At 74.0% G+C, this 24011-nt stretch carries 19 protein-coding genes; 12 read left to right on the top strand and 7 right to left on the bottom strand.

Going from position 1 to position 24011, the window contains the following annotated elements; translation table 11 throughout:
* Positions 1-13: 13 nt before the first annotated feature.
* Positions 14-238 carry a heavy-metal-associated domain-containing protein gene (locus ACFVZH_RS31915; RefSeq protein ID WP_384902799.1) on the bottom strand — a complete coding sequence of 75 codons (225 nt, stop codon included), beginning with the start codon at positions 236-238 and terminating at the stop codon, positions 14-16.
* 126 nt (positions 239-364) lie between these two features.
* Here ACFVZH_RS31915 and ACFVZH_RS31910 point away from each other — a divergent pair, with 126 nt between their 5' ends.
* Positions 365-1579 carry a cation:proton antiporter gene (locus ACFVZH_RS31910; protein ID WP_384902797.1) on the top strand — a complete coding sequence of 405 codons (1215 nt, stop codon included), beginning with the start codon at positions 365-367 and terminating at the stop codon, positions 1577-1579.
* On the opposite strand, the gene ACFVZH_RS31905 is transcribed toward ACFVZH_RS31910, so the two are convergent.
* Positions 1557-2210, bottom strand: coding sequence for a TetR/AcrR family transcriptional regulator (locus ACFVZH_RS31905; RefSeq protein ID WP_384902794.1), 654 nt, complete (start codon positions 2208-2210; stop codon positions 1557-1559). The two genes, ACFVZH_RS31910 and ACFVZH_RS31905, sit on opposite strands and share 23 nt — an antisense overlap.
* Positions 2211-2373: 163 nt before the next feature.
* Here ACFVZH_RS31905 and ACFVZH_RS31900 point away from each other — a divergent pair, with 163 nt between their 5' ends.
* Positions 2374-4725: an MMPL family transporter gene (locus ACFVZH_RS31900; protein ID WP_384902792.1), complete on the top strand. Its 2352-nt coding sequence runs from the start codon at positions 2374-2376 to the stop codon at positions 4723-4725.
* A gap of 76 nt (positions 4726-4801) precedes the next feature.
* Here the strand turns inward: ACFVZH_RS31900 and ACFVZH_RS31895 are convergent, their stop codons facing one another.
* Positions 4802-4999 (bottom strand): helix-turn-helix transcriptional regulator, encoded by a 198-nt coding sequence (locus ACFVZH_RS31895; protein ID WP_384902791.1) that lies wholly within the window; start codon positions 4997-4999, stop codon positions 4802-4804.
* 274 nt (positions 5000-5273) lie between these two features.
* Positions 5274-6218 (bottom strand): sugar phosphate isomerase/epimerase family protein, encoded by a 945-nt coding sequence (locus tag ACFVZH_RS31890; RefSeq protein ID WP_384902789.1) that lies wholly within the window; start codon positions 6216-6218, stop codon positions 5274-5276.
* A gap of 170 nt (positions 6219-6388) precedes the next feature.
* Between ACFVZH_RS31890 and iolC the strand changes: the two genes are divergently transcribed.
* From iolC to mmsA, 4 genes are read left to right on the top strand one after another with little or no spacing between them, the layout of a single operon-like run.
* Positions 6389-7378, top strand: a complete 990-nt coding sequence (gene iolC, locus ACFVZH_RS31885; protein WP_384902823.1) for a 5-dehydro-2-deoxygluconokinase — start codon at positions 6389-6391, stop codon at positions 7376-7378.
* Between the two features lie 10 nt (positions 7379-7388).
* A complete protein-coding gene (gene iolB / locus ACFVZH_RS31880; RefSeq protein ID WP_384902787.1) occupies positions 7389-8213 on the top strand; it encodes a 5-deoxy-glucuronate isomerase in 825 nt (274 codons plus the stop codon).
* On the top strand, positions 8210-10072 hold the full coding sequence (gene iolD, locus ACFVZH_RS31875; RefSeq protein ID WP_384902785.1) for a 3D-(3,5/4)-trihydroxycyclohexane-1,2-dione acylhydrolase (decyclizing): 1863 nt from the start codon (positions 8210-8212) through the stop codon (positions 10070-10072). Before iolB ends, iolD begins: the two co-directional genes overlap by 4 nt.
* A 14-nt stretch (positions 10073-10086) precedes the next feature.
* A complete protein-coding gene (gene mmsA / locus ACFVZH_RS31870) occupies positions 10087-11589 on the top strand; it encodes a CoA-acylating methylmalonate-semialdehyde dehydrogenase (protein WP_384902783.1) in 1503 nt (500 codons plus the stop codon).
* Positions 11590-11663: 74 nt separating this feature from the next.
* Here the strand turns inward: mmsA and ACFVZH_RS31865 are convergent, their stop codons facing one another.
* Positions 11664-12083, bottom strand: a complete 420-nt coding sequence (locus ACFVZH_RS31865) for a GNAT family N-acetyltransferase (RefSeq protein WP_384902781.1) — start codon at positions 12081-12083, stop codon at positions 11664-11666.
* A gap of 142 nt (positions 12084-12225) precedes the next feature.
* Here ACFVZH_RS31865 and ACFVZH_RS31860 point away from each other — a divergent pair, with 142 nt between their 5' ends.
* Positions 12226-14862 carry a CocE/NonD family hydrolase gene (locus ACFVZH_RS31860; protein WP_384902779.1) on the top strand — a complete coding sequence of 879 codons (2637 nt, stop codon included), beginning with the start codon at positions 12226-12228 and terminating at the stop codon, positions 14860-14862.
* The gene (locus tag ACFVZH_RS31855; protein ID WP_384902778.1) at positions 14859-15734 is read left to right on the top strand and encodes an ABC transporter permease; all 876 of its coding nucleotides are present in this window, start codon (positions 14859-14861) and stop codon (positions 15732-15734) included. Before ACFVZH_RS31860 ends, ACFVZH_RS31855 begins: the two co-directional genes overlap by 4 nt.
* A gap of 20 nt (positions 15735-15754) precedes the next feature.
* Here ACFVZH_RS31855 and ACFVZH_RS31850 read toward each other — a convergent pair whose 3' ends face one another.
* Positions 15755-16474, bottom strand: coding sequence for a DNA-binding response regulator (locus ACFVZH_RS31850; protein ID WP_384902777.1), 720 nt, complete (start codon positions 16472-16474; stop codon positions 15755-15757).
* 215 nt (positions 16475-16689) lie between these two features.
* On the opposite strand from ACFVZH_RS31850, the gene ACFVZH_RS31845 reads away from it, so the two are divergent.
* The 4 genes from ACFVZH_RS31845 to ACFVZH_RS31830 all read left to right on the top strand — a co-directional run bounded on the left by ACFVZH_RS31845 (position 16690) and on the right by ACFVZH_RS31830 (position 22337).
* Positions 16690-18297 (top strand): von Willebrand factor type A domain-containing protein, encoded by a 1608-nt coding sequence (locus ACFVZH_RS31845; RefSeq protein ID WP_384902776.1) that lies wholly within the window; start codon positions 16690-16692, stop codon positions 18295-18297.
* Positions 18298-18461: 164 nt separating this feature from the next.
* The gene (locus ACFVZH_RS31840) at positions 18462-18932 is read left to right on the top strand and encodes a DUF1772 domain-containing protein (protein ID WP_384902774.1); all 471 of its coding nucleotides are present in this window, start codon (positions 18462-18464) and stop codon (positions 18930-18932) included.
* A 322-nt stretch (positions 18933-19254) separates the two neighbouring features.
* Positions 19255-20160, top strand: a complete 906-nt coding sequence (locus ACFVZH_RS31835; RefSeq protein WP_384902773.1) for a BTAD domain-containing putative transcriptional regulator — start codon at positions 19255-19257, stop codon at positions 20158-20160.
* A gap of 143 nt (positions 20161-20303) precedes the next feature.
* Positions 20304-22337 carry a helix-turn-helix domain-containing protein gene (locus ACFVZH_RS31830; RefSeq protein WP_384902771.1) on the top strand — a complete coding sequence of 678 codons (2034 nt, stop codon included), beginning with the start codon at positions 20304-20306 and terminating at the stop codon, positions 22335-22337.
* 156 nt (positions 22338-22493) lie between these two features.
* On the opposite strand, the gene ACFVZH_RS31825 is transcribed toward ACFVZH_RS31830, so the two are convergent.
* Complete coding sequence (locus ACFVZH_RS31825) at positions 22494-23753, bottom strand: IS701 family transposase (protein WP_384902770.1); 1260 nt, start codon at positions 23751-23753, stop codon at positions 22494-22496.
* Between the last annotated feature and the right edge of the window lie 258 nt (positions 23754-24011).

The raw sequence follows: 24011 nt of genomic DNA, 5'->3' as shown, positions 1-24011 counted from the left end.
TCCGTGGCGGGTGTCAGACCAGCTCGTAGCCGGCCTCGTCCACGGCGGCGGCCACGGCCTCGCGGTCGAGGGCGGTGTCGGAGACGACGGTGACCTCGCCGGTCTTGGCGACGGCGGTGACGGAGGAGACGCCGGGGATCTCGGAGATCTCGCCGGAGACCGCGCCCTCGCAGTGGCCGCAGGTCATGCCCTTGACCTGGTAGACGGTGGTGAGTTCGGTCTTCGTCTCTGCGGACATGGCGCTCTCCTCCTGGGGATCAGGTTCTTACGGTACCCGATTATACCCCTAGGGGGTATAAATTCCAGACCTTCAAGTCTCTTCGTCGGCCGGGCGTCCGGCCGGAGCTTATGGTAAATACCCGATATGTCGCATTCGGGGACCACGCTCATCCTGATCATGGCGATCGCCGTCCTGGCGCCGCTGCTCGCCTACGCGGTGGGGCGGAGGCTCCCCGTCCCCCTCGTCATCTTCGAGATCCTGCTGGGCATCCTCATCGGCCCCGACGTCCTGGACTGGGCCCACCCCGACGCGCTGATCGACGGCCTCTCGGAGCTCGGCCTCACCATGCTGATCTTCCTCGCGGGATACGAGATCGAGTTCGGCAAGGTCCGCGGCGACACCCTCAGGCGCTCCGCGTGGGCCTGGGCGGCCGCCCTCGCCCTCGGGCTCACCACCGGCATCCTGCTCGGCGGCGGCTACACCAAGGGCGTCTTCATCGGGGTGGCCCTGACCAGCACCGCCCTCGGCACCGTCCTGCCCGTGCTGCGGGACGCCGGTGAACTCCACGGGCGGTTCGGCTCGGTCGTCATGGCCTTCGGCGCCGTCGGCGAGTTCGGCCCCATCATCGCGATGGCGCTGCTGCTCAGCGGGCGAGGCGCCGCCGAGTCCACTGTGCTCCTCGCCGTCTTCGCCGCGCTCACGGCCGCCGCCGTCTACTGGGCGCTGCGGCCCCGCCCGCCGTGGTTCTCGAAGGTCATCGCCAAGACCCTGCACAGCAGCGGCCAGTTCGCGGTCCGGTTCGTCTTCCTGCTGCTCGCCCTGATGCTCGGGGCGTCGACGGCGCTCGGCCTGGACGTGCTGCTCGGCGCCTTCGCGGCCGGGCTCATCACCCGGCTCGTGCTGACCGGGGCGGCGCCCGGGTCGGGGCCGGAGATCCTGGAGAAGATCGAGGGCGTCGGCTTCGGCTTCCTCGTCCCGGTCTTCTTCGTGGTCACCGGGATCGAGTTCGACCTCGACTCCCTTCTCGACGGCGGCCGGACCCTGGTGCTCCTGCCGGCCTTCCTGCTGCTGTTCCTGGTCGTGCGCGGCGGGCCGGTCTGGTTCCTCGCCCCGCGGGACCTCGACCGGACGGACCGGACCGGGCTCGTGCTCTACAGCTCGACGGCGCTGCCGCTGGTCGTCGCGATCACCACCATCGGCGTGGACGACCGGGCGATGACGGCGGGCGAGGCGGCCGCGCTCGTCGGGGCCGGCATGGTGTCCGTCCTCGTCTTCCCGCTGCTCGCGCTGAAGCTGCGGGCGCGGGCGGGCAAGGGGGAGCTGCCCGCGGAGTCGATCAGCGGGTCGGAGGCGTGGTGACCGCACCGTCGGTCAGGGGGGAGAGGTAGCGCAGCAGGACCGTCTTGAGCTCGGCGACCGTCGCGTCACGCTCGGCGCCCTCGGGTGCGGCGAGCACGAGCCCCAGACCGCCCTTGAAGATCGCGAAGGTCATGCCGGCGATGCGGGCACGGGCCTCGGCGGACAGCGCGGGGGCGTAGTGGGCGATCACGTCCTGCACGCTGGTCAGCAGCGACGCGTGCAGGGCGTCGTGCTCCTCGGCGATCCGGCCGGGCACCTCGGAGCCGTGCATCAGGGCGAGGAAGACCGGGTTCGCGCAGTTGAACTCGATCATCGGGTCGACGACCACGTCGAGCAGCTCGGGCAGTGGCAGGGTGAGGTTCTCCGGGGTGAACGCCTGGCCGTGGGCCGCCCGCATCTCGTGCAGGAGGCGCCCGCCGAGCTCGAGCGCGATGGCCTCCTTGTTCGGGAAGTACTGGTAGAGCGTGCCGGGCGAGACGTGCGCCTCGCGGGCGATCGCGTTGGTGCTGGTCGCCGTGTACCCGTACGCGCAGAAGACGTTCGCGGCGGCGTGGAGCAGCTGCGCGATGCGGCGTTCGCCGCGCGCCTGGCGGCGGCGCGGCTTCTGTTCCTCGGGCATCTCTTCGGACATGACTGTCCCCAGCTCTCCTCAGCACGTTTGACAAACACGAGAGGTCGCTCGCATTCTTGAGAAACGCGAGTGATCACTCGTGTTTGCCAGTCTATGGCAATGGGCGACCCATGCGACCTGCCGGGAAGCGAGCGCAGGGGTCAGGTGAAGGGGACACCGGGGCATGGCCGAAGTCAAGAAAACAGCGCCCGGCGGGGACGGAACTCCAGGTCAAGGGGGGTCTCCGGGGGGCGGATGGACACGTCTCGTGACCGCCAGGCCGCGCCTCACCCTCCTCGTGGCGCTCGTCCTCACCGCCCTCGCGGTGCTGGCCGGCGGCGGGGTCGCCGACCGCATGGGCAGCGGCGGCTGGGAGGACCCGGACGCCGAGTCCACGTACGCGACGAAGGCGCTGGAGCGGGAGTTCCCCGGCTCCCAGCCGAACGTGCTCCTCCTCGTCGACGCGAAGACCGCGAGGACCGCGGAGGGACAGGCCGGGACCTCCGGCACCGGGGCGGCCGCGGGGAAGGCCGCGGTCGACGACCCGGCCGTCGCCGCCGAGGCCCGCAGGCTCGCCGAGCGGCTCGCCGCCGAGCCGGGCGTCGACGGCGTCGGCTCCTACTGGTCCACCGGCTCGCCCGCCCTCCGCTCCGAGGACGGCCGGCAGGCGGTCATCGCCGCCCGGATAGCCGGCGAGGAGAAGGACGCCGCCGCCGTCCTCGACCGGATCGCCCCCGAGTACCGCGGCGCGCACGGCCCCGTCGAGGTCCGCGTCGGCGGCGGGCTCGCCGTCCGCCACGAGATGCAGACCGTCATCCAGGAGGACCTGCTGCGGGCCGAGCTCATCGCCCTGCCCCTCACCCTCGTCCTGCTCGTCATGGTCTTCGGCAGCGCCGTCGCCGCCCTCCTGCCGCTCGGCGTCGGCATCGTCGCCATCCTCGGTACCAACGCGGTGCTGCGCGGCATCACCGAGTTCACGGACGTCTCCGTCTTCGCGCAGAACCTGACGACCGCGCTCGGGCTCGGACTCGCCATCGACTACGCCCTGTTCGTCGTCCGCCGCTACCGCGAGGAGCTGGCGGCCGGCGCCGACACGCGCACCGCCGTCCGCACCACCCTGCGCACCGCCGGCCGGACCGTGCTCTTCTCGGCCCTGACCGTCGCCGTCTCGCTCTCCGCGATGCTGGTCTTCCCGCAGTACTTCCTGCGCTCCTTCGCGTACGCCGGGATCGCGGTCGTCCTCCTCGCCGCGACCGCCGCGCTCACCCTGCTCCCGGCGGCCCTCGTGCTGCTCGGCGACCGGGTCAACGCCCTCGACCTGCGGCGCCTCCTGCGCCGCCGGGGCCGGCCGGAGCGCGCCGGGGCAGGGGCCGCTTCGGAGGCCGAGGCCGGGGCCGGCTGGGCGCGCGCCGCCGCCCTCGTCATGCGCCGGGCGCCGGTCTTCGCCGTCCTCACCACCGCCGGGCTCGTCCTGCTCGGACTGCCCTTCCTCGGCGTGAAGTTCGGCACCGCCGACGACCGCCAGCTCCCCGTCACCGCCTCCTCCCGGGTCGTCCAGGACCAGCTGCGGGACGGCTTCCCCGGCAACCCCGGCGGCGGGATCACGGTCCTCGCCGAGGGCCCGGCCACCCCCGCGCAGTACGCGGCCTACCGCGAGCGCATAGCCGTCCTCGACGGCGTCGACCGGGCCGACGGCCCGGTGACCTCGGGCGGCGGCCACGCCTACTTCACCGTCGTGCCCGAGGGCGAGACCGTCGGCGCCGGGGCCCAGCGGGTCGTGGGCGAACTCCGCGCGGTCCCCGCCCCCTTCGACACGTCCGTCACCGGCCAGTCCGCCGTGCTCGTCGACTCCAAGGACGCCCTCGCCGAGCGGCTGCCCTGGGCCGCGGCGATCGTCGTCCTCGTCACCCTGCTCCTCGTCTTCCTGCTCACCGGCAGCGTCGTCATCCCCGTCCAGGCCGTCGTCCTCAACGCCCTCAGCCTCACCGCGATGTTCGGCGCGGTCGTCTGGGTCTTCCAGGAGGGACACCTCGCCGGACTCCTCGGCTTCACCTCCACCGGGGACATCGAGACGACCCTGCCCGTCCTGATGTTCTGCGTCGCCTTCGGACTCTCCATGGACTACGGGGTGTTCCTCCTCTCCCGCGTCAAGGAGGAGTACGACGCCACCGGCGACCACGAGCACTCCGTCCGCTTCGGCCTGCGCCACACCGGCGGCCTGATCACCGCGGCCGCCGTGATCCTCGCCGTCGTCATGGTCGCCATCGGCACCTCCCGGGTCACCAACACCAAGATGCTGGGTCTCGGCGTCGCCCTCGCCGTCCTCATGGACGCGATGGTGGTCCGCAGCCTCCTCGTCCCCTCGGTGATGAAGCTGACCGGCCGCTTCACCTGGTGGGCCCCGGGGCCGCTGCGCCGCTTCCACGACCGCTTCGGCGTCAGCGAGTCGGACAGCTCCGGCCCCGCGCCCGCCCCGGAGGTCCCCGGGGCGATCGGGGAGCGGCGGGAGACCGCGGCCGCGGCCGCGCGCCGCTGAGACGACGCGGCACGGCACGGCACGGCGCCGGGTCCGGAACACTCCGGACCCGGCGCCGTGCCGGTGCGGGACGGGGTCAGTCGCGCCGGGCCCGGTTGCCGGGGCGGCCGGCGACCCAGACGCGGATCGTGTCCGCGTACCAGTAGGGCTTGCCCGACGTCACCTGGTCGGGCGGCGGCAGCAGCCCGTGCTTCCGGTAGGAGCGGACCGTGTCGGGCTGCACCCGGATGTGTGCCGCGATGTCCTTGTACGACCAGAGACTTCTGTCCGTCATGCCGGTACCTCCCTGCGCACCGCGCAGCGGCGGCAGGGGGTGCCGTTCGGGGGCGCTGCGGGCGGGCGTTGGCGATCAATCAGCCTGTGCCCCTTGCAACGACCTCTTCCTTCGGAAGGAGAGCGGCTGTCGACCGCCTGTGACGCAAAACCCGCGTAACGGAGACACGCGTGACGGCGCAGGGACCTGTGTGACGGAAGCGGCACATGCGCCCATCGGTGTGTCCGCGTGCGTCACCCCTGGTCAGCCCGGTATGCGCCGCGCCGCGCGCCGGTCACACGCCGCAGGAGCGGAGGAAACGCCGGGTGCGCAGCGCGATCGGGTACGGGACGTCCGGCTCGCACGGGTACATGTCCTGCTCGACGATGGCGAACAGGTCCACGTCCAGGGCCGCCGCCGCGGCCAGGACGGGTTCGAGGGCGGGCACCCCGGACGGCGGCTCGCACATCACGCCCCGCGCCACCGCCGGCCCGAACGGCACCTCCTCGGCCACCACCCCGGCCAGCACCTCCGGATCGACCTGCTTCAGATGGAGGTAGCCGATCCGCTCGCCGTAGGTCTCGATGAGCTTGACGCTGTCCCCGCCGGCGTACGCGTAGTGCCCGGTGTCCAGACAGAGCGCGACGGCCTCCGGGTCGGTCGCGTCCAGGAAACGCGTCACGCTCTCCTCGCCGTCCAGGTGGGTGTCGGCGTGCGGATGGACGACGATCCGCAGCCCGTACCGCTCGCGGACCTCCCGGCCCAGGCGCTCGGTCAGCCGCGCCAGGTCCCGCCACTGGGCGGCCGTGAGCGCGGGGTCCTCCAGGACCTCGCCCGTCCGGTCGTCCCGCCAGAAGGACGGGATGACGACCAGATGGCTGGCGCCCACGGCCTGGGCGAGGGCCGCGTTCTCGGCGACGTGGGCCCAGGTGCGGTCCCAGACGGCCGGACCGCGGTGCAGCCCGGTGAAGACCGTCCCCGCCGAGACCCGCAGCCCGCGCCGTGAGGTCTCCTCCGCGAGGACCGCGGGATCGGTGGGCAGATAGCCGTACGGGCCGAGCTCGATCCACGCGTACCCGGCGCCGGACACCTCGTCGAGGAAACGCTGCCAGGGCACCTGCCGCGGATCGTCGGAGAACCACACCCCCCACGAGTCCGGGGCGGAGCCGACGCGGATACGGGACGGCGGCGGAGACGGGCGGGACGGCTCTGACGGTGACGGTTTCCACGGCTTCGTCATGACTGCCACCTTGGCCGGGGCCCGAGAGCACCGTCAAGCGGGCCGCACGTCCGAATGTCCGGACATGTCGTTGACACGCCTCCGGGCGGACGGCTAGACCTGGACGCGGGGCCGAGGGCGGCCGCGGCGAGAGGTGGCGCGTGGAGACGGAGCCGTACGAGCTGATCACCATGGGGCGCCTCGGGGTGGACCTGTACCCGCTCACGAGCGGCGTCGGCCTCGACCGGGTCGAGAGCTTCGGCAGGTTCCTCGGCGGCTCCCCGGCGAACGTGGCCGTCGCCGCCGCCCGGCTCGGCCGCCGCACCGCGCTCGTCTCCCGCACCGGCGCCGACCCCTTCGGCACCTTCCTCCGCCGCGAGCTCGGGGAGTTCGGCGTGGACGCCCGGTGGGTCGCCGAGGTCGGCGCGTACCCCACCCCCGTCACCTTCTGCGCCCTCTTCCCGCCCGACGACTTCCCGCTCTACTTCTACCGCCGCCCCCACGCCCCCGACCTGGAGATCCACCCGCACGAACTCGACCTCGACGCGATCCGCGCCGCCCGGGTCTTCTGGGCCACCGGCACCGGCCTGTGCGCCGAGCCCAGCCGCACCGCGACCCTGGAGGCGCTGCGGGCCCGCTCCGGGCAGGAGACGACCGTCCTCGACCTGGACTGGCGACCGGTGTTCTGGAGCGACCCGGCCGAGGCCCGCACCGCCTATGCCGAGGCGCTGCGCCACGCCACCGTCGCCGTCGGCAACCTCGACGAGTGCGAGGTGGCGACCGGCGAGCGCGAGCCGTACGCCGCCGCCCGCGCGCTGCTCGCCACCGGGTCCGTCCGGCTCGCCGTCGTCAAGCAGGGCCCCCGGGGCGTCCTCGCGGTCGCCGCCGACGGCACCCGCGCCGAGGTGCCGCCGCTGCCGGTGGAGGTCGTCAACGGGCTCGGCGCGGGCGACGCGTTCGGCGGCGCGCTCGTCCACGGGCTGCTCGCCGGCTGGGACCTCGAACGGACCCTGAGCCACGCCAACGCCGCCGGCGCCATCGTGGCCGGCCGCCTGCCCTGCTCGTCCGCCATGCCGGACGCCGCCGAGATCGCCCAAGCCCTCGCCACCGGCACGGGAACGATCCCCACCGGCCCGGGAACGATCCCGGGGAACACGGGAACGATCCCGGAGAAGGGGTAGGGATCCGCGTATGAGCCCCGACCGACCCCGCTCCCTCCACCTCCCCGCGGGCACCACCGCCCACGGCCCGTACACGCTCGACATCGACCCCGGACGGGCCGGATGGACGTACTCCGCCCTCCGCGTCCTCACCCTCGGACCGGGGCGGACGCACGCGTTCGACAGCGGAGAAGACGAATGGCTCGTGCTTCCCCTCGCCGGTGCCTGTAGCGTGCGCGTCGACGGCGAGATCCTCGAACTCCAGGGCCGCGCGAGCGTGTTCGACGGAGTGAGCGACTTCGCCTATGTACCGCGCGACGCCCACGCCCAGATCGCCTCCGGTGCGGGAGGCCGCTTCGCTTTGGCAGGAGCGAAGTGCGAGCGACGACTCCCCGCCCGCTACGGCCCCGCGCCGGAGGTTCCCGTCGAGACCCGGGGCACCGGCGACCGTGCCCGCAGCGTGCGGAACTTCGCCTCGGCCGACGCCTTCGCATGCGACCGGCTCATCGCCGTCGAGGTCGTCACCCCCGGCGGCAACTGGTCCTCCTACCCGCCGCACAAGCACGACGAGCACCGGCCCGGCGCCGAGTCCGTCCTGGAGGAGATCTACTACTACGAGATCGCCGGCCCGCACGGCCTCGCCTACCAGCGGATCTCACCCTCCCGGCCGGGCGGCGCTGACCTCCTCGCCGAGGTCCGGGACGGCGACGCCGTCCTCGTCCCCGACGGCTGGCACGGCCCCTCGATCGCCCAGCCGGGTCACGACCTCTACTACCTCAACGTCATGGCGGGCCCGGGCGGCGAGCGGGAGTGGAAGATCTGCTTCCACCCGGACCACACGGAGGGATACGCATGAGCATCCGGCTGACCGTCGCCCAGGCGCTGGTCCGCTTCCTCGCCGTCCAGCACACCGAGCGCGACGGCGAACGCCACCGGCTGATCGCCGCCACCTGGGGGATCTTCGGCCACGGGAACGTCGCCGGGATCGGCCAGGCGCTCGTCGAGGACCCCGCGCCCATGACCTTCCACCAGGGCCGCAACGAACAGGCCATGGTCCACGCGGCCGTCGGCTACGCCCGCCAGTCGAACCGGCTCTCCGCGCACGCCGTCACCACCTCCATCGGCCCCGGCGCCACCAACCTCGTCACCGGCGCCGCCCTCGCCACCGTCAACCACCTGCCCGTCCTGCTGCTGCCCGGCGACACCTTCGCCACCCGCCCCGCCGACCCCGTGCTCCAGCAGCTCCAGCTCCGCCACACGGGCGACGTCTCCGTCAACGACTGCCTGCGCCCCGTCTCCGCGTACTTCGACCGGATCGGCCGCCCCGAGGCCCTGATCCCGGCCGCGCTCGCCGCGATGCGGGTCCTCGCCGACCCCGTGGAGACCGGCGCGGTGACCCTCGCACTGCCCCAGGACGTCCAGGCCGAGGCGTACGACTGGCCGGAGGAGTTCTTCGCCGACCGGATCTGGCGGGTCCGCCGCCCCCGCCCCGACCCCGCCGAACTCGACGCCGCCGCCGCGGCGGTCAGGGCCGCCCGACGCCCGCTCATCGTCGCCGGCGGCGGCGTGCGGTACAGCGGCGCCGAGGAGGCCCTGCGCGCCCTCGCCGAACGGACCGGCATCCCCGTCGCCACCACCCAGGCCGGCAAGGGCGTCCTGCCGTACGACCACCCCCGCGAGACCGGCGGCATCGGCCACACCGGCAGCTCCACCGCGAACGCGCTCGCCGGGGCCGCCGACCTGATCCTCGGCGTCGGCACCCGGTACACCGACTTCACCACCGCCTCCGGCACCCTCTTCCCCGCGGACGCCCGCTTCGTCAACCTCAACATCGCCGGCTTCGACGCCCACAAGCTGGGCGCGCTGCCGCTCGTCGCCGACGCCCGCGAAGGGCTGGCCGCGCTCACCGCGGCGCTCGGCGACCACCAGCGGGAACCGGCCGGATGGATCTCCGCCGACAAGCGGGACTGGCAGGAGCGGATCGACACCGCCTACGCCGTCCCCGACGAGGACGCCCGCCCCACCCAGGCCCAGGTCCTCGGCGTACTCGACACTCTGGTCGACGGCGGCGACATCCTGATCAACGCCGCCGGCTCGCTCCCCGGCGACCTCCACCGGCTCTGGCGGACCCGGTCCACCGACCAGTACCACGTCGAGTACGGCTACTCCTGCATGGGTTACGAGATCCCCGCCGCCCTCGGCGTCCTGCTCGCCGCGCCCGGCCGGCCCGTCTGGGCGCTCGTCGGCGACGGTACGTACCTGATGAACCCCACCGAAATCGTCACCGCCGTCCAGGAAAGGCTGCCCCTGCGGCTGGTCATCCTGCAGAACCACGGCTACGCCTCCATCGGCGGCCTCTCCGAGGCCGTCGGCGCCGAGCGCTACGGCACCGACTACCGCCACCGGGACGCGGACGGCGGCTTCACCGGACCACCGCTCCCTGTCGACCTCGGTGCCAACGCGGCCTCCCTCGGCATGCGGGTGCTCCGCCCCCGCACCGTGCGTGACCTGCGAGAAGCCCTCACGGACGCGCGGGCCACGACGGTTCCCACATGTGTCTACGTCGAGACCGAAACGCCAGACACAGTGTCGGGCCCGCCCCCGGCCCAGGCGTGGTGGGATGTGCCCGTGGCCGAGACCTCGACGCGTCCGTCGGCGGTCAAGGCCCGCGAGGAGTACGACCGGCACGTCACCGCCCGACGCCGCCATCTCTGAAGGAGTAACTCGTCATGACGAAGACCGTCCACCACTGGATCGGTGGCAAGACCGTCGAGGGCACGTCGGGCAACTGGGGCCCGGTCACCGACCCGGCCACCGGCGCCGTCACCACGCAGGTCGCGCTCGCCTCCGTCGACGAGGTCGACGCCGCCGTCGCCGCCGCGAAGGACGCCTTCGCGACGTGGGGCACCTCCTCGCTCGCCCAGCGCACCACCATCCTCTTCAAGTTCCGCGCGCTGCTCGACGCCAACCGCGACGCGATCGCCGAGCTGATCACCGCCGAGCACGGCAAGGTCCACTCGGACGCGCTCGGCGAGGTCGCCCGCGGCCTGGAGATCGTCGACCTGGCCTGCGGCATCACCGTCCAGCTCAAGGGCGAGCTCTCCACCCAGGTGTCCAACCGGGTGGACGTGGCGTCGATCCGCCAGCCGGTGGGCGTCGTCGCGGGCATCACGCCCTTCAACTTCCCGGCCATGGTGCCGATGTGGATGTTCCCGATCGCCATCGCGACCGGCAACACCTTCATCCTCAAGCCGAGCGAGAAGGACCCGTCGCCGGCCCTGAAGATCGCCGAGCTGCTCGCCGAGGCGGGCCTCCCGGACGGCGTCTTCAATGTCCTCAACGGCGACAAGGTCTCCGTGGACCGCCTCCTGGAGCACCCGGACGTCTCCGCGATCTCGTTCGTCGGCTCGACCCCGATCGCCCGCCACATCCACACCACCGCCTCCGCCAACGGCAAGCGCGTCCAGGCGCTCGGCGGCGCGAAGAACCACATGCTGGTCCTCCCGGACGCCGACCTCGACGCGGCCGCCGACGCGGCCGTCTCGGCGGCCTACGGCTCCGCCGGCGAGCGCTGCATGGCGATCTCCGCGGTCGTGGCCGTCGGCGCCATCGGCGACGAGCTGGTCCAGAAGATCCGCGAGCGCGCCGAGAAGATCAAGATCGGCCCCGGCAACGACCCGACCTCCGAGATGGGCCCGCTCATCACGGCCGTCCACCGCGACAAGGTCGCCTCCTACGTGCACGGCGCCGCCGCCGAGGGCTGCGAGGTCGTCCTCGACGGCACCGGCTACACGGTCGACGGTTTCGAGGACGGCCACTGGATCGGCCTCTCCCTCCTGGACCACGTGCCGACCACGGCCACGGCCTACCAGGACGAGATCTTCGGCCCGGTGCTCTGCGTGCTGCGCGCCGACACGTACGAGGAGGGCCTCGCCCTCATCAACAGCTCGCGCTTCGGCAACGGCACCGCGATCTTCACCCGGGACGGCGGCGCCGCCCGCCGCTTCCAGATGGAGGTCGAGGCCGGCATGGTCGGCGTCAACGTGCCGATCCCGGTGCCGGTCGGCTACCACTCCTTCGGTGGCTGGAAGGACTCGCTCTTCGGCGATCACCACATCTACGGCAACGACGGCGTGCACTTCTACACGCGCGGCAAGGTCGTCACCACCCGCTGGCCGGACCCGTCCGAGGGCCCGACCGGCGTCGACCTGGGCTTCCCGCGCAACCACTGACGGGCCCGTCCGACCACGGCCCCCGGGGTGCTGACAGCACACCCCGGGGGCCGTCCCCGTGCCGGAGCCCCGCGTCAGCCCTCGTCGAAGGTCCAGCCGAGCATCGCGAAGACCCCCTCGTCCGCCGCCCCCGCCGCCCGGTACGTGGCGAGCGCCGCCTCGTTGTCCGTGTCCACCGGCACCCACGCGCCCCGGCAGCCGAGCGCCCGCGCCTGCGCCACCAGCGCCTCCGTCAGCGCCCGGCCGATGCCGAGCCGCCGATGCCCCTCGTCCACCGACAGCTCGTACAGGCACATCTCGGCGCCCTTGTCCGGATGGACCATCTCGATCCCGGACACGAACCCGGCCGGGAAGCCGTCCTCCGCGTACGCGATCAGCATCAGATGACCGGCCGCCGCCAGGAACCGTTCGGCCCACTCCCGCCGCGCCGGGCCGTCGTACAGGTGCTCCGCCGCGACCAGCTCGGCCGCCGTCGTCGCCCGCCGGATCTCCATCCCGCACCTCCCGATGCGCGCACCCCGGTGCGCATACCGCGCCTGCTGTACGCGGACCGTAACGCGTACGACTCCAGGAGGCCGCCGAATTCCGCCTCGGGAGCGCCGCGCCGGGGCCGCCGCCCCGCCTAGGCTCGACACCATGCGACTCCGACTTCCCCGGTGGGCCGCGGTCACCGCCGCGCTCGCCGTCCTCGCGGGCGCCGGCACCTGGACCGCCGCCGCCTCGGACGATCCACCGCCCGTGCACCGCGCGGACCGGGTCCTCTCCGTCGACGGGGTACGGCTCGACACCTCGTACTTCACCGGAGACGACTCGGGACGCCGGCCCGCCGTCCTCCTCGGGCACGGCTTCGGCGGCTCCAAGGACGACGTCCGCGCCCAGGCCGAACGGCTCGCCCGCGACGGCTACGCCGTCCTCACCTGGTCCGCCCGCGGCTTCGGCGCCTCGACCGGCGAGATCGGCCTCAACGACCCGGACCACGAGGTCGAGGACGTCCGCAAGCTGATCGACTGGCTCGCGGCCCGCCCCGAGGTCCTCCTCGACAAGCCCGGCGACCCGCGCGTCGGCGTCACCGGCGCCTCCTACGGCGGCGCGATCTCGCTGCTCGCGGCCGGACACGATCCCCGCGTCGACGCCATCGCCCCGCAGATCACCTACTGGAACCTCGCCGACGCCCTCTTCCCGGAAGGCGTCTTCAAGAAGCTCTGGGCCGGGATCTTCTTCTCCACGGGGGAGCGGCCCGGCGCCGCCGCCGACGGCTGCGGCCGGTTCACCCCCGAACTCTGCGCCCTCTACCAGCGGGTCGCCGTCGCCGGGAAGCCCGACGACGCCGCCCGCGCCCTCCTCGAAGCCCGCAGCCCGTCCGCCGTCGGCGCCCGCGTCAAGGTGCCCGCCCTCCTCGTCCAGGGCCAGTCGGACTCCCTCTTCACCCTCGCGCAGTCCGACGCCATGGCCCGTACCCTCACCGCCAACGGCGCCCCCGTCGCCGTCGACTGGATCGCCGGCGGCCACGACGGCGGCGACCGGGAGACCGACCGCGTCGAGCGCCGGATCGGCGCCTGGTTCGACCGCTGGCTCAAGCGCGACACCTCCGTCGACACCGGCCCCGCCTTCCGGGTCAGCCGCACCGGCGGCGTCGACTCCACCGACGGGCGGGCCACGCTGCGCGCCGCGACCGCCGACCGCTACCCCGGCCTGACCGCCGGCACCACGGCCGTCCCCCTGGCCGGCGGGCCGCAGACCTTCGCCAACCCGGCCGGCGCCGCGCCGCCCGCCGTCTCGGCGGTCCCCGGACTCGGCGGCGGGCTCTCCGGGCTCTCCTCCCTCGGAGTGGGCCTCTCCCTCGACTTCCCCGGGCAGCACGCCCGGTTCGACGCGAAGCCGCAGACCGAGGCCGTCCGGATCACCGGCACGCCGACCGTCCGCGTCCGGGTCACCTCCACCGCCGCCGACGGCTCGGCCGTCCTCTTCGCCAAGGTGTACGACGTCGGGCCCGACGGCCGGCAGCAGGTGCTGCCCGCCCAGCTCGTCGCCCCCGTCCGCGTCGACGACGCCCGCACCGGCCGCGAGCTCACGCTGACCCTGCCCGCGATCGACCACGAGGTGGAGGCCGGGCACCGGCTGCGGCTGGTCCTCGCCGCCACCGACCTCGGCTACGCGTCCCCGACGGTCCCCGCGACGTACACCGTCGCCGTCGAGAGCCCGCTCACCGTCCCCACCGCGCCCGGCCTGGCGACCCAGGCCGCCGCCCTGCCCTGGTGGGTGTGGGGCCTGCCGCTCCTCGGCCTGGCCGCCGCGGCCGCCCTGCTGCTCACCGCGCGCCGCAGGACCGCCGCCCCCGCGCCCGACCCGGAACTCCTCGCCGTGCCCCTGCAGATCACCGGGCTCTCCAAGAAGTACGCGGGCGGCGACCGCTACAGCGTCCGCGAGCTGTCCTTCCGCGTCGAACAGGGACAGGTCCTCGGCCTGCTCGGGCCGAACGGCGCGGGCAAGACCACGACCCTGCGCATGCTGATGGGCCTGATCACCCCCGACGAGGGCGAGATCAGGGTCTTCGGCCAGGCGATCAGGCCCGGCGCCCCGGTCCTCTCCCGGGTCGGCGCGTTCGTCGAGGGCGCCGGCTTCCTGCCGCACCTCTCGGGCCGGGAGAACCTGGACCTGTACTGGAAGGCCACCGGCCGGCCCGCCGAGGACGCCCACGTCGACGAGGCCCTGCGGATCGCGAACCTCGGCGGCGCACTCGAACGCGCCGTCCGGACCTACTCGCAGGGCATGCGGCAGCGGCTAGCCCTCGCCCAGGCCATGCTCGGCCTGCCGGACCTGCTGATCCTCGACGAGCCCACGAACGGACTCGACCCGCCGCAGATCCGCGAGATGCGCGAGGTGATGATCCGGTACGCGGCCGGCGGCCGCACCGTCATCGTCTCCAGCCACCTCCTCGCCGAGGTCGAGCAGTCCTGCACCCACCTCGTCGTCATGGACCGGGGACGGCTGGTCCAGGCCGGACCGGTCGCCGAGATCACCGGCTCCGGCGACAGCCTGCTGGTGACCCTGGCCGGGGAGATCGACGACGCCCTGGTCGAGAAGACCGCCGCCCTGCCCGGCGTCGGCTCCGCCACCCGCGCCGACGGCGGACTCCTGGTCCGCCTCGACGGCGCCGACGCGACCGCCCTCATCGGCGAACTCGTCCGCCTGGACGTGCCGCTGACCGGGGTCGGGCCGCACCGGCGCCTCGAAGACGCGTTCCTGACCCTGATCGGAGGAGGATCCGCATGAGTGCCACCGACACCCTTCCGGGCGCGGCGGAGTCCGCCCCCGGCTACCGGGCGGGACGCACCCTGCCGCTGCGCGTGGAGGCCCTGCGCCAGTGGAAGCGGCGGCGCACCCTGGTGATGGGCGGCATCCTCGTCGCCCTGCCGTTCATCCTGGTCGCCGCCTTCGCGATCGGCGGCCCGGCGGACGGCGGCGGCAACGGCCGGATCACCCTGATGGACACGGCGACGTCCTCCGGCGCCAACTTCGCGGCGACCTGTCTCTTCGTCTCGGCCGGTTTCCTCCTCGTCATTCCCGTGGCGCTGTTCTGCGGGGACACGGTCGCCTCCGAGGCGAGCTGGTCCTCGCTGCGCTATCTGCTGGCGGCGCCGGTGCCCCGGTCCCGGCTGCTGGCCTCCAAGCTGGTGGTCGCGCTCGCGTACAGCGCGGCCGCGATGGTCCTCCTCCCGCTGGTGGCGCTGGCCGTCGGCACGGTCGCCTACGGCTGGGGGCCGCTCCGGCTGCCGACCGGCGGCTCGGTGGGGGCCGGGGACGCGGTCTTCCGGATCGCCGTCGCCGTCGCCTTCGTCTTCGCCTCCCAACTGGTCACGGCGGGGCTCGCCTTCTGGCTCTCCACCCGTACCGACGCCCCGCTCGGCGCGGTGGGCGGGGCGGTCGGCCTCACCATCGTCGGCAACGTCCTGGACGCCGTCACGGCGCTCGGCGACTGGCGCGACTTCCTGCCCGCGCACTGGCAGTTCGCCTGGATCGACGCGCTCCAGCCCCAGCTGGAATGGGGCGGCATGGTCAAGGGCACGGCGATCTCGGTGACGTACGCCGTGGTCCTCTTCGCCCTCGCCTTCCGCGGCTTCGCCCGCAAGGACATCGTGTCCTAGGGCCTGTCGTCACGGTCTTCTCATACCCACCCCCTTCGAGCCGCTTCCGCGCCCGCGCGGAAGCGGCTCGTCGTGCCGAGGGCCGCCATCAGCTCGCCGACCCGGCGGCTGTACGTCCGCGCCGACATGCCGAGCCGGGCCGCGGCCGTCTCGTCGGTGAGCCCCGACAGGAGGGCGTCGAGGACCGGCCGCAGCTGGGACGGCAGGCCACACGGCGGGGGCAGGGGCGGGGGTATGGACGTCAGCTCCTCGGCCGCCGCCCAGCAGGCGTGGTGGGCGCGGACGAGGGCCTGCACCACCACCGGGTCGCGGATCAGCAGCAGCCCGTTGTAGAGCAGCTCCAGATCGAGCGGGACCGCGGCGACCGTGCGGTCGACGACGATCATCTTGAAGGGGATCGCCTCGGCGAGGCGGGCCCGGCCGGGGATCCCGAGCCCCCCTTCGAGGCGGGGCCGCGCGTGTTTCGGGACGATCCGTCTGACCTCGCCGGCCCGCTCGGCCGCGGCCCGCATGCACGCTCCCGCCAGCTCCAGGAACGGCCCGGGGAGGGCGCAGCCCGCGGACGCGACCGGGTCGTCGAAGGTCAGCAGTTCGAACCGGGTGGAAGCGGCCAGCCCGGCGAGCGCGGCGCTGATGCTCCGCGCACCCCGGACCGGGCGTCCCGCGGGTCGCTGCCCCTCGGTCGCGGCCCGGTTCATCGCCGAACGGGCGAGCATCACGGAGCCCGCGCTCTCTGCCACCGCTGACCACCCCCGCCCGATCGATGTCCACTCCATGTACGCATGCGACTGCACACGGTGACAACCCCTGTTGAAAAGGATGGCGAATCCATGCCACCCGGGTGTGGAGCGGTCGCCGTTGCCGCATCGAGATCCATCCGCAACTTCTTCGACTGCTCCATCGGGGCTCCTCGTTCGTCACATTCACAAGTGCCGTACGAAGAGGGGGAGATGTCATGGGACGACAGAACACGCGGCCGGCCCGGCGCCGCGGGGCCCGGTTCCCGGCCGTGGTCGCCGGGCTGCTCGCGGCCGGACTGGCCGTCACCGGCTGTGGCGCGGGGAGCGGGGACAGCAGTTCCGACCGGGGGTTCGGCGGGGGAGGCAGGACCGCCCCGGCGGCCCCCGACGGCGGGCGCACCGGAACCGGAGCGCCCCAGGAGGGCGAGCAGCGCTCCTCGCCGCCCGCCCCCGACTACCTGTCCACGTTCGCCCTGGACGTCGACACCGCCTCGTACGGCTACGCCCGCCGCACGCTCGCCGAGGGGCGGCTGCCCGAGCCGGGGACCGTGCGACCCGAGGAGTTCGTCAACAGCTTCCGGCCCGACTACCCGCGCCCGGCGGACAACGGCTTCAGCGTGACCCTCGACGGGGCCCGCACCGGGCAGGACGGCTGGTCGCTGGTCCGGGTCGGGCTCGCCACCCGCGGCGCGGACCGGGGCGCCGAACGCCCGCCCGCCGCCCTGACCTTCGTCGTGGACGTCTCGGGCTCGATGGACGAGCCGGGGCGGCTCGACCTCGTCAAGGAGTCCCTCGGGCTGCTCGCCGACCGGCTGCGCGAGGACGACTCGATCGCGCTCGTCACGTTCAGCGCCGAGGCCGAGACCCGGCTGCCCATGACGCGGGTCGGGGCGGCCCGCGGCCGGATCCACGAGGTGGTGGAGTCGCTGGGGACGAGCTCGTCGACCAACGTGGAGGCGGGTGTCCGCACCGGGTACGACGTGGCCGTCGCGGGCCACCGCGCGGGCGCCACCAACCGGGTCGTGCTGCTGTCGGACGCGCTCGCCAACACCGGCGCCACCGAGGCGGAGACGATCCTCGCCCGGATCGAGGAGGAGCGCCGGGAGTACGGGATCACCCTCTTCGGCGTCGGGGTGGGCAGCGAGTACGGCGACGCGTTCATGGAACGGCTCGCGGACCGGGGCGACGGCCAGACGACGTACGTCGCCGACTCGGCGCAGGCGCGGAAGGTCTTCGTCGACCAGCTGCCCACGCACGTGGAGCTGCGGGCCCGCGACGCCAAGGCGCAGGTCGCCTTCGACCGGCGGACCGTCGAGAAGTTCCGGCTGGTCGGGTACGAGAACCGGAGCGTCGCCGACGAGGACTTCCGCGACGACCGGGTGGACGGCGGTGAGATCGGCGCCGGGCACACCGTCACCGCGCTGTACGCGGTGAAGACCCGGCCCGGGGCGAGCGGCCCGGTCGCCACCGCCACGGTCCGCTGGCTCGACCCGGCGACCCGGGCGCCGCACGAGCGGTCCGGCACGGTCGCCACGGGCGCGCTGACCGCCGGTCTCTGGGACGAGGGTCACGACAGCCTGCAACTGACGGCGATCTCGGCCTACTTCGCGGACACCCTGCGCGGCGGCGACCTGCCGGGCGACCCGGGGCTGAGGGCGCTCGCGAACCACGCCGGGGCGATCGCCGGCCGGTCGGGTTCGGCGGTGGTCCAGGAGCTGGCGGACGCCGTCCGGCAAGCTTACGGACTCATGGGCCCGGACGAGGGCGGGAGCGAAGGGCCGTCCAGGGAGGGCGAGTTGCGGTCGGGCGACCCGTACAGCTGAGCCGCGCGACCGGGCCGGTCGGCCGAGCCGCGCCCCGGGCGGTGGCTTGCCGATCGGGCCGGGCTCGCGGCGTGATCGACCCGGCACCCCCTGGCTCGTACACGTGTCCGGGGAACTGTCCGTACCACCGGCGCGGAGGGCGGGCGGCGGGCCAGAATGGCCGCATGGCCACCCTGCTGCTCGCCCTCGCCGTCGGATGCACCGGTCTCTACGCGGGTTTCCTGGTGATCTTCCAGACCGGGATCATGCCCGCCCTCGCCCGCCTCACCGACGCGGAGTTCGTCCCGGCGATGCGCCGGATCAACGAGTACGTGCCGAGGCCGCTGTTCCTCACCGTCTTCCTCGGGGTGATCGCCTTCCCCGCCGCCGCCTTCCTCGTGCCCGTCGACGGGCGTACGGACACCCAGAAGTGGCTCGTCCTCGCGGGGCTCGTCTGCGCGGCCCTCAACCACGTGGTCACCGTCGCCGGCAACGTCCCGCTCAACGTGGCGCTGGCCGCGTCGGAGGGGAGTGCGGGGGACGACCCGGCGGCGGTCCGGGCCGCCTTCGAGGGGCGGTGGAACCTCTTCCACCGCGTCCGCACGGCTCTGGTCACCGTCGCCTTCGGCCTGCTCACCGCCGCCGCCGTGCTCTAGGCCGTGCGGCAGGGGTCCTCGCGAACCGTACCCCCGCGTCGGTTTCTGGCCGGAACTCGCGGTTCCTGGTGCCTCCGCGGTCCGCGAGGACCCCCGGAAAGCGTACCCCCGAGTCCGGAAACAGTCTTCCGCCGGGTACATGTCTGCGCCAATGACGAAAACTTGACGGTTCAAAACCACCATAAAGGGGGTGAATCACCCCGATATCCCGGTTCCGTATTCCGTACCCTACGGTTTCTTATTGACATGCCTACGGGGGTCTTTTCTAATCATCGAGAGGTCATCCCGCGCGCAGACACCGCACAGGCACTGAGGGGGCAAGGTGGACGTCCGGATCCTGGGGGGACTGTCGGTACGCGAGAACGGGGTGTCGATCACCCCGACGGCTGCCGCACCCCGGCAGCTGCTCGCCCTGCTCACGGCCAGCGCCGACCAGGTCGTGCCCGTGACGGTCCTCACCGAGGAGCTGTGGCCGTCCGGCCCGCCCCGCGCCGCCCGCGCCGAACTCCAGGCACACATAACGGAGTTGCGCACCCTCATCGCCGGTGCCCTGCGCGGCGCCGAACCCGCCGAACCGCGCCCCGGCTGGTCGGAGCGGCGCACCGCCGACGCCGTCCTCGTCGCCCAGCCCGGCGGCTACCGGCTCGACACCGGCGGCGGCGTCCACGACGTCTGGCAGTTCGAGCGGGCGGCCGGCGCCGGCTACCGCGCCATGGAGGCGGGCGACCTCCCGCGCGCCGCGCTCCGCCTCGGCGAGGCCCTCGCCCTGTGGCGCGGCGACCCCTACGCGGGCGTCGCCGCGGGCCCCCGCCTCCGCCGCGAGATCGAACGCCTCGAAACCTCTCGGCTGAGCGTCCTCGACCAGTGGGTCGAAGCCCAGCTCGGCCTCGGCCGGCACGCCGAACTCGTCTCCGAACTCACCGGACTCGTCGCCCGCTACCGCACCAACGAGCCCCTGCACGCCCACCTCATGGTCGCCCTGCTGCGCTGCGGCCAGCACGACGAGGCCCTCGCCGCCTACGAACGGCTGCGCGGCGCGCTCACCGGGGAGAGCGGCATGGAACCCTCGGCGCGGCTGCGCCGTCTCCACCGCTCGATCCTCGCCGTCCGGCACACCGCCGGCCGGCCCGTCTACGCCGCCCGGACCCCCGCCGCGTACGCCCCCAGGATCCCCGCCCAGTACACCCCGGCGCGCTCCCGCCTCGTCCCGGCGGGCTCCGTCGGCTGACGGAGCGGCGGGGCCGGCCGGTTCGAGCGGGAATGAAGTGCGGCAGGTCACCGTTGACCGACTCCCGAAGCCGAATTAACTTCGGCGAGCAGTACGGGTTTCCTCCGAGGTGCCCGATTTCGCTCGACTACGGGGGTGGGGCCATGACCTTGAACGGCGCGGACGGAGCCGGTGGTGCCGACGCGCTGCTCACGGTCCTGGAACTGGTCGCCGGGCAGGCCCCGCCCGCCCGCTTCGAGGCCCTCCTCGACGACGCCCGCCTGACCGGCCTCGACGGCGCCGGGCTGGCCCGCCTGGAACGGGCCGTCGAACTGGCCGGCCGGATCCACGCCGGACGCGAGCACGACGCCCGCCGCGAGGCCGGCCTCGCCACCCTCACCGACACGGCCCGCGACCTGACCTTCTCGTACGACCTCGACAGCCTGCTGCGCGTCATCACCCGCCGCGCCCGGCGGCTGCTCGGCCTCGACCTGGCGTACGTGACCCTGCGCGGCCCGCACGGCGCCTGCTACGTCCACACCACCGAGGGCTCCCGCGCCGGCACCGACCGCGCCGGCGGGCCGCGCCTCGCCCCCGGGCTCAAGATCGCCGAGGGGTACGGGCTCGGCGGCGCCGTCCAGCTCCACGGCGAGCCCGTCTGGACCCCCGACTACCTCGCCGACGAACGCTTCGCGCCCTCCGGCTCCCTCGACGCCGGCGTCCACGCGCCCGCCTTCGACGAGGCCGCCGAAACGGCCCTGCGGGCCGAGGGACTGCACGCGATGATGGCCGCGCCGCTGCGCAGCGGCGACACCGTCATCGGCGCCCTGCACGGAGCGGACCGGCGGGTCCGCGACCACACCCCGGAGGAGGTCGGCCTCCTCGCCGCGCTCGCCGACCTGGCCGCCCTCGCCGTCGACAAGGCCGGGCTCCTCGACCGGACGCGGGCCGAGGTCTCCGAACTCGAACGGGACAGCTCCCGGGTCCGCACCAGCCTCACCCGCATGCGGCACGTCAGCGAGACCCACGGCCGCATCATGAACCTCGTCCTGTCCGGCGGCGACCTGTGCAACGTGGCCAAGGCGGCCGCCGACGCGCTCGACGCGACCGTGACGATCCGCGACCCGGGCGGCCGCTGCCTGGCCACCGCCGGCGACATCCCCGGCCTCGACGAGGAGGCCGTCGCGAAGGCGTCCCTCGACGCGCACGCCCGCCGCCGCCCCGTCCTCGCCGACGACGACACCTGGGTCGCCCCCGTCATCGCCGGCTCCGAGGACCTCGGCGGTCTCGTCGTCCGCGCCGCCAGCGGACTCACCGGCGAGGACGAGCGGCTCCTCGAACTCGCCGCCCAGGCCGTCGCCTTCCTCCTCCTCATGCGGCGCTCCACGGCCGTCGCCGAAGGCCCCGTCCGCGACGAACTCCTCGACGACCTCATCGCCGACCCGCCGCACGCGCCGCAGCAGATCGCCCAACGGGCCCGCCGTCTCGGCGTCGACCTGCGCAAACCGCACGTCCTCGTGGTGGCCCGGCCGGAGGGCGGCGAGCAGGGCCGGGCGGTGGTGTGGGCGTCCTCGTACGCCTATCGCCTCTCCGGCCTCAAGACCGTGCAGGGCGGCTGCATCGTGCTGCTGCTCCCCGGCATCGACGCCTCGGCCGCGGCCAAGGCCGTCGCCGCCGAACTGTCCCCGCTGCTCGGCCACCCCGTCTCGGTCGCCGCCGCCGGACCCGGCTGGAGTCCGGACGGCGTCGGGCGCATGCACCAGGAGGCCGGGCGCTGCCTGGACGCCATGAGCGCGCTGGGCGGGACCGGCTCGGCGGCCTCGGTGCAGGACCTCGGCTTCCTGGGACTGCTGCTCTCCGACGACCACGACGTCGAGGGCTTCGTCGAGACGGCGATCGGCCCCGTACTCGACTACGACGCCGAGCGGCTGACCGACCTCACCCGCACCATGGAGGCGTACTTCGCCTCCGGCGGCAGCCCCACCAACGCGGCCGAGGCACTGCACGTCCACCCCAACACGGTCTCGCGCCGGCTGGAGCGGATCGGCGAACTCCTCGGCCCCGAGTGGCAGAAGCCCGGCCAGGTCCTGGAGGTCCAGCTCGCGCTGCGGCTCCAGCGCACCCGCGAGGTCCTCGCCCAGGGGCGCGCCGCGGCGGACCCGTCCCGCCCGCAGGCCCCCCAGGACCGCACCACCTGACCGCCGCCCGGCCCGTTGGGGCGGACCGGGGCGGTCGCGTCGCGGTCGCGGGGAAGGATCCTGCGGGGTGGCACGCGCCGGGGAGCGGGAGCGGGACCGGGAGCGCGGCCGGGGGAGCGGCCGGGGATCCGGCCGGGTCCGGAGGCGCGTGGCCCGTCAGCTGGCCGTGCGCCCCGAGCCGTACTCGGCGTCGTAGGCCGCCTGCCAGCCGGTGGACAGGACCGTCGCCGCGTGGGCCGCGGAGGCCAGCGTGATGTGCCGGTGCCAGCCGCGGAACGAACGGCCCACGAAGTCGCGGAGCCCCGCCCCCTCGCCGACCTCGACGAAGTCCCGCTCCACCCGGCGCGCGAGCTTCGTCAGCCGCACCAGCGAGCCGACCGGCGAGTTGGTCAGATCGCTGACCCACACCCGGGCCGGAGGACGCCGCGGGTCGTCCCACTCGCCGAGCAGCACCAGCGGCCGCATGCGCTCCCCGCCCGGCGCGGGCAGCGCCACCCGGACGGCGATGGCGAGGGAGGTCCGCGAGGTCCGCGCGCCGGCCACAGTGTCCACCCAGCTCACCGGCCTGCGCAGCCCCTTGAGCGACTCCAGGATCTGCAGGGCGGACAGCGGGCCCGCCCCGAAGCCGGGCAGCGACCGGTCGGCGATCGCCATCCGGGAGCCCGGGTTGATGCGGGCCACGACCGGCAGCCCGGCCGCGGCGAGCCGGGTCAGGGCCGCCCGTCCCGCGCCGCCGCGGATGTCGAGGAGCACCGGCTTGCGGGTGACGTCGGGCCAGCGGGCCGTGTCGAGCGCCGCGGCGACCGCGCACTCCTCCAGGGTCTCCTCGCCCGCCTCCTGCGGAACCTCCGCCCGGTCGCGCCGCGTGCGGTCGTTGACCCACTCGTCCGGCAGGAACAGGCGCCAGTTCACCGGCACGCTCAGCTCGTCGCTCGCGAGCCACACGCCGAACGCCTGCTGGCCGTGGAAGACCTGCCCCCGCTCCGGGTCGAAGCGCCGGTCCACGCCGACCGAGTGCTCGCCCGCCTTCGGGATCGGCATCGGCCGCACGACCCACGCCTGCGGGCAGCTGTTGCGCTCCAGGTAGCGGGCGAGCGACGCCCGCATGGGCTGCCAGTCCCAGGTGGAGCTGGAGACGAAGTGGTGCAGGCTCTGCTCGGCCGCCGGCCCGCCTATCTGGGCGGCGATGTTCCGGATCGACTTGCGGCCCTGCGCGGTCAGCAGGCCGTGCAGGTACTGCTCGGCCTTCAGGCGCTGGTCGCGGCGCGGGAAGCCGGCGAAGAGCGTGCTGCACAGCTCGGCGTGGACGTCCCCGTCCGAGCCGGCCGCGCCGGCGGACCGGACGACGCCCAGCGACGCCGCCGGGGTGACGGTCCCGGTGGTGGCCCTGCGCTTGATTGCGACGGATGTACTCACGACACTCCTGCCCGAAGGTTGCGCAGCTCCCTCCCGCTGCCCCACCACCGTCGCCCGTCACCGCCCCCGGGCACGAGGTGTACCCGGCACCCGAATCGGCCGCCGGATGGTGGCCGGACCACCTCCCCGGGCGTCACCGCAGGTCGGAGCGGTCCCCGTGGCCCTCGCGCGGGCCTCGCGGCCGGGCTCGGGAACGGGTCGCGGACACCCTCGCGGTGTGCCCCGGACACCGCTCGGGGGATCTGACAGACTCACCGG

Source organism: Streptomyces sp. NPDC059534 (assembly GCF_042743475.1).
In the GTDB taxonomy this organism is placed as follows: domain Bacteria; phylum Actinomycetota; class Actinomycetes; order Streptomycetales; family Streptomycetaceae; genus Streptomyces.
The sequence above is the reverse complement of the archived record's forward strand: the minus strand, read 5'-3'. Positions and strand labels throughout refer to the sequence as shown.

What these genes read in the sequence shown, in the direction of transcription:
- ACFVZH_RS31915 (WP_384902799.1), bottom strand. Translation starts at nt 238, where the DNA reads ATGTCCGCAGAGACGAAGACCGAACTCACCACCGTCTACCAGGTCAAG.
- ACFVZH_RS31910 (WP_384902797.1), top strand. Translation starts at nt 365, where the DNA reads ATGTCGCATTCGGGGACCACGCTCATCCTGATCATGGCGATCGCCGTC.
- ACFVZH_RS31905 (WP_384902794.1), bottom strand. Translation starts at nt 2,210, where the DNA reads ATGTCCGAAGAGATGCCCGAGGAACAGAAGCCGCGCCGCCGCCAGGCG.
- ACFVZH_RS31900 (WP_384902792.1), top strand. Translation starts at nt 2,374, where the DNA reads ATGGCCGAAGTCAAGAAAACAGCGCCCGGCGGGGACGGAACTCCAGGT.
- ACFVZH_RS31895 (WP_384902791.1), bottom strand. Translation starts at nt 4,999, where the DNA reads ATGACGGACAGAAGTCTCTGGTCGTACAAGGACATCGCGGCACACATC.
- ACFVZH_RS31890 (WP_384902789.1), bottom strand. Translation starts at nt 6,218, where the DNA reads ATGACGAAGCCGTGGAAACCGTCACCGTCAGAGCCGTCCCGCCCGTCT.
- iolC (WP_384902823.1), top strand. Translation starts at nt 6,389, where the DNA reads ATGGGGCGCCTCGGGGTGGACCTGTACCCGCTCACGAGCGGCGTCGGC.
- iolB (WP_384902787.1), top strand. Translation starts at nt 7,389, where the DNA reads ATGAGCCCCGACCGACCCCGCTCCCTCCACCTCCCCGCGGGCACCACC.
- iolD (WP_384902785.1), top strand. Translation starts at nt 8,210, where the DNA reads ATGAGCATCCGGCTGACCGTCGCCCAGGCGCTGGTCCGCTTCCTCGCC.
- mmsA (WP_384902783.1), top strand. Translation starts at nt 10,087, where the DNA reads ATGACGAAGACCGTCCACCACTGGATCGGTGGCAAGACCGTCGAGGGC.
- ACFVZH_RS31865 (WP_384902781.1), bottom strand. Translation starts at nt 12,083, where the DNA reads ATGGAGATCCGGCGGGCGACGACGGCGGCCGAGCTGGTCGCGGCGGAG.
- ACFVZH_RS31860 (WP_384902779.1), top strand. Translation starts at nt 12,226, where the DNA reads ATGCGACTCCGACTTCCCCGGTGGGCCGCGGTCACCGCCGCGCTCGCC.
- ACFVZH_RS31855 (WP_384902778.1), top strand. Translation starts at nt 14,859, where the DNA reads ATGAGTGCCACCGACACCCTTCCGGGCGCGGCGGAGTCCGCCCCCGGC.
- ACFVZH_RS31845 (WP_384902776.1), top strand. Translation starts at nt 16,690, where the DNA reads ATGGGACGACAGAACACGCGGCCGGCCCGGCGCCGCGGGGCCCGGTTC.
- ACFVZH_RS31840 (WP_384902774.1), top strand. Translation starts at nt 18,462, where the DNA reads ATGGCCACCCTGCTGCTCGCCCTCGCCGTCGGATGCACCGGTCTCTAC.
- ACFVZH_RS31830 (WP_384902771.1), top strand. Translation starts at nt 20,304, where the DNA reads ATGACCTTGAACGGCGCGGACGGAGCCGGTGGTGCCGACGCGCTGCTC.